The following is a 7,318-nucleotide window of genomic DNA, read 5'->3' as shown; positions in this document are numbered from 1 at the left end:
GCCCCCCAGGAGGCGACCCAGGCCGCTCCCCCCGCGGCGCCCTCCCCGATGGACGACGCCCTCCGCGCGGTGTCCGCCGTGCTCGCCGAGGAGCCGGGCTTCGCCCCGCTGCTCGACCGGTCGCACGCGCCCCTGGGCGCCGAGCGGGCTGCCGAGCCCCTGCTCGGCCCGCTGCCCGCCGCCGCCGGAGCGGACGCCGAGCCCGTGGTGCTCGACGCCGAGCCCGTGGTCGTGGACGACGTCGAGCCCGTGGTCGTGGACGACGTCGATCCCGCGGCGCTCGGTACCGCGGCCGGCGCGGCAGAGGCCGACGTCGTCTGGGCGACCGGCCGCACCACCGAGCAGGTCCTGACGCTGGTCCGCGAGGCGCGCCGGGAGTTCCCCGACCGCCCGGTACTGGTGCTGCGGGCCGTCCCCGAGACGCTGGTGGCACTGGCGACCGAGCACGGCGCCACCACCACTCTGGACGCCGCTGCCTCGGCCGCGGCCGTCGGTCCGGTGCCCGAGCCCTCCGGCCGGGTGGCCGTGCTGTGCAGCGGTGGCGCCGACGCCCCCGTGGCCGCCGAGGCCGCCTTCGTGGCGCGCGTGTCCGGCACCGAGGTCGTCCGCGTCGACGACGTCGCCGGCAGTCGGACCCGGTCGTTGCTGGCCGACCGGACACTGTTCGCCGACACCGACTGCCTGGTCGTCGTCGCCGGCATGGAGGCCTCGCTCGCGACGATGGTCGGCGCTCTCACCGACGTCCCCGTGGTCGCGGTGCCGACGTCCACCGGCCAGCCCAGCGCGTTCGGCGGGCTCGGTGCGCTGATGACCATGCTGACCGCGGCGACGCCGGGCATGACCGTGAGCAACATCGACAACGGCTACTCCGCCGGCGTCTTCGCCGCCCGGGTGGCCAGGAGGAGCGGCAGGACCCGGTGAGACGCGGGCGGGCGGTGGCCTGGTGATCGGCTGGCTCGACCTCGCCGCCGGCGCCTCCGGCGAGATGCTGCTCGGTGCCCTGCTCGACGTCGGTGTGCCGCTCGACGTGCCCGTCGAGGCCATCTCGGCGTTGCACGTGGAACATCTGCGCCTGGGCGCAGAGCAGGTGCGCCGCCAGGGCCTCCGGGCCACCCGCGCCGTCGTGCACACCGCGGGGTCCGACGACGACCGCACCTGGGCCGACGTGCGCGCGCTGCTCCGCGGCTCCACGCTCCCCCCGGCGGTCCGCGACGGCGCACTCGCCGTGGTGGAGCGGCTGGCCGTCGCCGCGGCCGCGGCGCATGGGGACGAGCCGGAGGAGATCCGGGCCCACGCCCTGGGCACGGTCGGCGCACTCGCGGAGATCGTCGGCATGGTCGCCTGCCTGGAGCACCTCGAGCTGGAACGGCTCACCGCCTCGCCCGTCGCGCTGGGCAGCGGCCCGACCCCCACGCCGCACGGTTTCGCCCTCGTTCCCGGAGCGGTGGTGCTCGAGCTGCTCACCGGCGTCCCGGTGCACGCCGGGGTGGTCGCCGACGAGCTCTGCACCCCCGTCGGCGCAGCGCTGCTGGCCGCCCGGGTGGACGACTGGACACCGATGCCCGCGATGCGCCCGTCGCGCGTGGGCGCCGGGGCGGGCGAGGACGACCCGGAGGAGCTGCCGAGCGTCGTCCGGCTGGTCCTGGGGGAGGTGGGCCGGCCGGCTCCACTGCGGCCCGTCGTCGTGGAGGCCAACGTCGACGACCTGGACCCCCGCCTGTGGCCGGGGGTGCTCGAGGCACTGCTCGCGGCCGGTGCCACCGATGCCTGGCTCACCCCGATCCTCGTGCCGCGGGGCCGTCCGGCGCACATGCTGTCGGCGCTCTGCCGGGCCGACGCCGTCACCGCGGTGCAGTCCGCCGTCTTCTCCACGACGTCCACCACCGGCATGCGCGTGGTGGAGGCGCGCAAGGTGGCCCTGGAGCGCAGCTCCGCCACCGTCGACGTGCTCGGCAGCCAGGTGGGCGTCACGGTCGCCGCCGCCGGGGACCGCGTGGTCAACGTCAGCGTCGAGTTCGACGACGTCGCCGCGCTGGCCGACGAGCGCGGGCTGCCGGTCAAGGAGGTGCTCCGCGCGGCCACCGCCGCCGCCGAGACCGCCTATCCGGCCGATCCGGCCGAGCGCCTCGCGGCGACACCTCCGCTCTGGGAGTAGCCCCTCGGTCAGCGGTCCGCCCGGAGGCCCACCGCGGTCACCGGGACGACGGCGAGCACCAGCAACCCCAGGGCGAACGGCCCACCCAGGGCCCAGGCGGCGAACACCAGCAGCGAGCCCAGCTCGATGCCCACCCCCGCCACCGACGTGACCGTCGCCCGGTAGGGCCCGGTGATCCGGCGCTGCAGCTCCGCCTCGGCGGCCACCAGCACGGCCAGGTACAGCCCGTACGCCGTCGCCAGCACGGCGACCGCGGCCGGTGCCGGCAGCGCGACGGAGACCAGGAGTCCGGCCCCGGCCGTCGTCAGCAGCCAGGCGGGGAGCCCGCCCCCCCGGCGCGCCAAGCGGCCCCCGGCCGCCGCTCCGGCCGCGCCGGCCAGCGACACCAGCAGCACGGCCAGCGGCACGACGGCGGTCGGCACCCCGTGCCCGGCCGCCAGCACCGGAAAGTACTCCTCCATGCCGTCGAGCCCGCCGACCACCGCGACCGCGGCCACCGTCGCGAGCAGTGCGGGGCGGCGCAGCGCGGCGACCACCTCGCGCCGCACCGGGACGATCCCGTCGTCCTCGTCCGTGCGCGCCGGCTCCGGGAGACGCAGGGCGAGGACGGCCGCACCGAGGCAGGCCGCGACGCTGACCCAGCCCACCACGGCGTAACCGCCCAGCGCGTACAGCCCGGTCGCCAGGAGCGCGGTGGGCACCTGCACCAGCAGCTCGGCCGCGGTCATCCAGCCGTTGACCCGGCCGAACAGCTCCACGGCACCGCGCTCGGCCAGGCCGTCGTGCACCAGCGCCTCCGCCGTGCCCGACGAGCACGCGCCGGCCACACCCCAGACCACGAAGCCGACGGCGTAGGCCGCCGGAGACGGCACGGTCGTCCAGAGCAGGAATGCCGCCGCCTGCAGCACCCCGGCGAGGGCGAGCACCCGCCGCCGCGACCACCGGTCGGCGAGCACGCCCGCCGGCACCTCGGCGAGCAGCCCGGTGACCGACCACAGGCCGAACAGCACCGAGAGCTCGACCCCCGAGACGCCGGTGTCCAGGAACAGCAGCGCGTACAGGGGGTACAGCGGGATCAGCTCGGACAGCGCCGCCCAGCACACAGCCAGGCGCACGAGGGGCCTGGCCGCTGGGGGCAGGGGCGGAGGTGTGGATCAACGTCGGCGCATGGGCCCGACCATAAGCTCCGGGGCCCCGGACCGCCCCTGCTCGTCGCACGGGAACCGTCGGGCCGTCCCGGGGAGTTACCCGTGCGGGGGAGCTGGGCCGGGGGGGCTCAATGAGGTGCGCGGTCGCGCCGTTACCGGATCCAGCGGCCAGGACCGGCCTGCCGTACCGGGAAGGACGCCACGATGAGCAGCAGGACCGAGCCCGCACCGGCGCTCGATCGTCTGGCTGCCCTGGCGCCGGACGGCGAACTGTCGATCATGGACGCCGACCCCGCGCTCGAGGGCCTCGTCCGGATCGCTGCCGCGGTCACCGGCATGACTCGCGCCTCGGTGATCACCATGGACACCGAGGTCATGCGGGTCATGGCCGCGCACGGCTTCCGGGGCGCACCCTGGCCACGTCAGGGATCGATCGTCGCAGAGCTCCTGAAGCGCGGTCCGGGCGTGCAGACCTTCGACGACCTCGCCGGAGAGCCGCGGTTCGCCCGCAGCCCCTGGGTCGACGGCCGCAGGGGCGGGATGCGCGCCTTCGGTTGCGTCCCGGTGGTGGTCGACGGCGTGATGGCGGCTGCGCTCTGCGTGTTCGACCACGCGCCCCACCGGTTCACCGCCGAGGACCGGGAGCGGCTCGCCGACGTCGGGGCAGCGGTCACCTCGCTGGTGCGCGCCGGGCAGCAGGCCCGTCAGCTCGCCGATCTCGCCGCAGCCAGTCAGCTGGCCCGGGCGCAGACGGCCCGTGCGCACGACGAACTGGCCCGCTCCACCGCCTTCACGCACGCGCTGCTCGAGGTGCTGCCGGTGGGCGTGATCGGTGGGGACGCGGACGGTCGCGTCACGCTCTTCAACGCCGCCGCACGCGACTGGCACGGCCTGGACGCCGACCCGACGGTCGCGATCGAGGACATCCCGAAGACCTTCGGGCTCACCGACGTGCACGGCGTCCCGCTCCCCCACGAGGACGTCCCGCTCAACCGGGTCTATGCCGAGGGTCGCGTGGACTCCGCCGAGATGGGCATCGCCGTCCCCGGCCGGCCGCTGCGCCTTGTCTCCGGGTCCGGGGTCCAGGTGCACGACGACGGCGGCGATCTCACCGGCGTCGTCATCGCCCTCACCGACGTCACCGGGCAGCGGGCCCTCGAGGCGGCGCTGCGCGAGGCCGCGCTGCACGACCCCCTGACCGGGCTGCCCAACCGCAACCTGCTGCTGGACCGGCTCGACCAGAGCCTGGCCGCCGCCGAGCGCGCCCATCGCCGGATGGCGGTCCTGTACTGCGACCTGGACGGCTTCAAGCCGGTCAACGACTCCGCCGGGCACGCCGCGGGCGACGAGGTCCTCGTCGAGGCGTCCCGGCGGCTGTCCGCGGCGATCCGCCCCGGCGACACGGTGGCGCGCATCGGGGGCGACGAGTTCGTCGTCCTCTGCCCCGAGGTGGGCAGCGAGCAAGCCGCGCAGGTCATCGCCGACCGCATCACCGCCGCGTTCGAGCAGCCGCTGCGCCGCTCGAGCGGCGCAGAGCACGCGGTGGGCATCAGCATCGGCGTCGCCCTGTGCGGTCCCGGCGACACCGCCGACAGCGCTCTGGCGACGTCCGACGCCGCGATGTACCGCGTCAAGGCCACCCGCCGGCGCTGATCCCGGTCCTAGAGGGCCTCGCCCCGGCCCGCTACCGTTACCGGTCGAGAGATCGCCTGCCCGAGCCCCGCCCGGCAGCGCCGCGCGGAGGAGAGTTCGTCGTGATCTGGTCGGTCGTCCTGGCCGCGTTCGTCCTGGTGCTCCCGGTGGAGCTGCCCGACAAGACGCTGTTCGCCAGCCTCGTGCTGGCCACCCGGTTCCCCCCGCTGCCGGTGTTCGTCGGCGTGGGTACGGCGTTCGGCCTGCAGGTCGCCATCGCCGTCACCGCCGGCTCGCTGCTCTCGCTGCTGCCCGAGGCGCTGGTCACCGGCGTCGTCGCGCTGCTGTTCCTCGTGGGTGCGGTCATCCTCTGGCGCAGCGCCGGGGACACCGAGGACGGCGGGGAGGCGGCGGACGCCCGGGAGCAGACGTCGTTCCTGCGCGCCGCGGCGATCTCCTTCGGCGTGCTCTTCGCCGCGGAGTGGGGCGACCTCTCCCAGCTGGCCACCGCGGGCCTGGCCGCCCGCTACGAGGAGCCGCTGTCGGTGTTCGTCGGCGCCTGGGCGGCGCTGCTCGTGGTCTCCGGCCTCGCGGTGTTCCTCGGCAAGAAGCTCGCCGACCGGCTGCCGATCCCGCTGATCCGGCGGGTGGCCGCAGGGCTCTTCCTGGTGTTCGCCGTCGTCGCCGTCGTGGAGACCGTCCGCGCGCTGGTCTGAGCCGATCAGGCGGGCCTGTCAGCCCAGGCCGGGCATCCAGTCCGCCACCGCCCGGCCGATCTCGTGCGGGGAATCCTCCGGCACGAAGTGGCTGCCGGCCACGGTGACCTCGGTGAGCGCCGGCCAGCTGCGGACCACCTCGCGCTGGCGGCCGACGAGGATCGATCCCGGATCTGCGTCGATGAACAGCTTGGGAACGTCGCTGCCCGCCAGCCAGGCCCCGTACCGCTCGACCCTGGCCACCACGGCCGCAGGCTCTCCCCCGATCGGGAGCTGCCGCGGCCACTCCAGAGTCGGCCAGCGGTCCTCCCGCTCGGCGAACGGCGCGCGGTAGCGATCGTGCGCCCTCGGAGTGAGGCCGCGGGCCACCGAAGCCGGCAGGATCTTCTCGACGAAGACGTTCTTGTCCAGCACCGCCGTCTCGCCCTGCGCGCCACGCATGAGCTGGAAGATGCCGCGGGCCGCGGCCGGCCAGTCGTCCCAGGTGACCGGCGTGACGATCGCCTCGGTGAACGCGACACCGCGCACCGCGGCGGGGTGCCGGGCTGCCCAGTCGAAGCCGAGACCGGACCCCCAGTCGTGAATGACCAGCGTCACCCGCTCGGTCGCACCGACCACCTCGAGGAACTCCTCCAGGTAGGCGGCGTGGGTGGCGAACGAGTAGGTACCCGGGCCCGCATCGGGCAGCTTGTCCGACTGACCCATGCCGACCAGGTCCGGCGCGATGCAGCGGCCGAGGTGCCGGACGTGTGGGATGACGTTGCGCCACAGGTAGGACGACGTCGGGTTGCCGTGCAGGAAGACGATCGGATCACCCTCGCCGACGTCCACGTAGGCCATCTCGACGTCGCGAACCTGCACGCGCTTCCGGGGGAACGGGTCGTCGGGGGAGACGTCGTCGGCCATGACCTGATCATCACACCGCTTCGGCGAGGACCGCCGCCCGAGATCCAGGCGGCTCGGGAGCTGGTCGGCCTCAGGCCGGCCGCGCGACCAGCACCCGGAACAGGTTCTGCAGCCGGTAGGCCCCATTGCCCGTCCGATAGGGCTCCAGCGCCTCGAGGACGGTCGCGCGCAGCGCGTCCGGATCGGCCCGGCGTGCCGCCGAGCGCCCCACGGGGGTGGCGAGGAGCGGATCGAGCAACTCGTCGTCGTCGGCGTAGTCGAACGGCACGGACACCTCCTCGAGGCGCTCCACCACCAGACCGGCCCGCTCCGCCATCGCCCGCAGCCGGGCCGGCTCGCTCACCGCCGGTCCCCTCCCCGGGCGGGACGGCGCCAGCGCCTCCTGGAGGACGCGCAGGTCGCACTCCCGGTCGCGTCCCCACACCGTCGCCGCCACCACGCCGCCGACCCGGCCCGCCCGGCGGAGGACGGCGACCGGATCGGACACGTGCATGAGCAGCTGCACCGCGGCCACGACGTCGAACGGTCCCGGTGGCGGGTCCTGCGCGTGCCGCACCAGGAAGGTCCCCTCGGGCACGGCCGTGGCGGCCTGCCGGACGGCGTCGGCGTCGATGTCCACGCCGGTGACCCGCGCCCCCCGGTCGCTCGCCGCGCGGGCGAACAGCCCCTGTCCATTATACACATCTCCGAGGCCACGAAAACGTACTAGAACTCTAAAGCAGTCATCTACTTGAAAAAAACAAACATACAAAACAACACAA

Annotated in this window: 7 protein-coding genes; 4 read left to right on the top strand and 3 right to left on the bottom strand. The window is 74.9% G+C overall.

All coding sequences use genetic code 11. The annotated features are described in order from the left end of the window. Both C5508_RS18415 and larC read left to right on the top strand, forming a co-directional pair. A partial coding sequence (locus C5508_RS18415; protein ID WP_198598179.1) for an AIR carboxylase family protein occupies positions 1–921 on the top strand: 921 nt, incomplete at its 5' end. A gap of 22 nt (positions 922–943) precedes the next feature. Then, a complete protein-coding gene (gene larC / locus C5508_RS18410; protein WP_104526372.1) occupies positions 944–2,155 on the top strand; it encodes a nickel pincer cofactor biosynthesis protein LarC in 1,212 nt (403 codons plus the stop codon). Between the two features lie 8 nt (positions 2,156–2,163). On the opposite strand, the gene C5508_RS18405 is transcribed toward larC, so the two are convergent. Beyond that, positions 2,164–3,270, bottom strand: coding sequence for an MFS transporter (locus tag C5508_RS18405; RefSeq protein WP_232797282.1), 1,107 nt, complete (start codon positions 3,268–3,270; stop codon positions 2,164–2,166). A gap of 237 nt (positions 3,271–3,507) precedes the next feature. Between C5508_RS18405 and C5508_RS18400 the strand changes: the two genes are divergently transcribed. After that, positions 3,508–4,956, top strand: a complete 1,449-nt coding sequence (locus tag C5508_RS18400) for a diguanylate cyclase domain-containing protein (protein WP_104526370.1) — start codon at positions 3,508–3,510, stop codon at positions 4,954–4,956. A 101-nt stretch (positions 4,957–5,057) separates the two neighbouring features. After that, complete coding sequence (locus C5508_RS18395; protein WP_104526369.1) at positions 5,058–5,651, top strand: TMEM165/GDT1 family protein; 594 nt, start codon at positions 5,058–5,060, stop codon at positions 5,649–5,651. Between the two features lie 18 nt (positions 5,652–5,669). Here C5508_RS18395 and C5508_RS18390 read toward each other — a convergent pair whose 3' ends face one another. Both C5508_RS18390 and C5508_RS18385 read right to left on the bottom strand, forming a co-directional pair. Then, positions 5,670–6,557, bottom strand: a complete 888-nt coding sequence (locus C5508_RS18390; RefSeq protein WP_104526368.1) for a haloalkane dehalogenase — start codon at positions 6,555–6,557, stop codon at positions 5,670–5,672. 70 nt (positions 6,558–6,627) lie between these two features. After that, positions 6,628–7,239, bottom strand: a complete 612-nt coding sequence (locus tag C5508_RS18385; protein WP_157944149.1) for a class I SAM-dependent methyltransferase — start codon at positions 7,237–7,239, stop codon at positions 6,628–6,630. Positions 7,240–7,318 lie beyond the last annotated feature (79 nt).

It is taken from the genome of Blastococcus atacamensis (assembly GCF_002938425.1).
Classification (GTDB): Bacteria; Actinomycetota; Actinomycetes; order Mycobacteriales; family Geodermatophilaceae; genus Blastococcus; species Blastococcus atacamensis.
The sequence above is the reverse complement of the archived record's forward strand: the minus strand, read 5'-3'. Positions and strand labels throughout refer to the sequence as shown.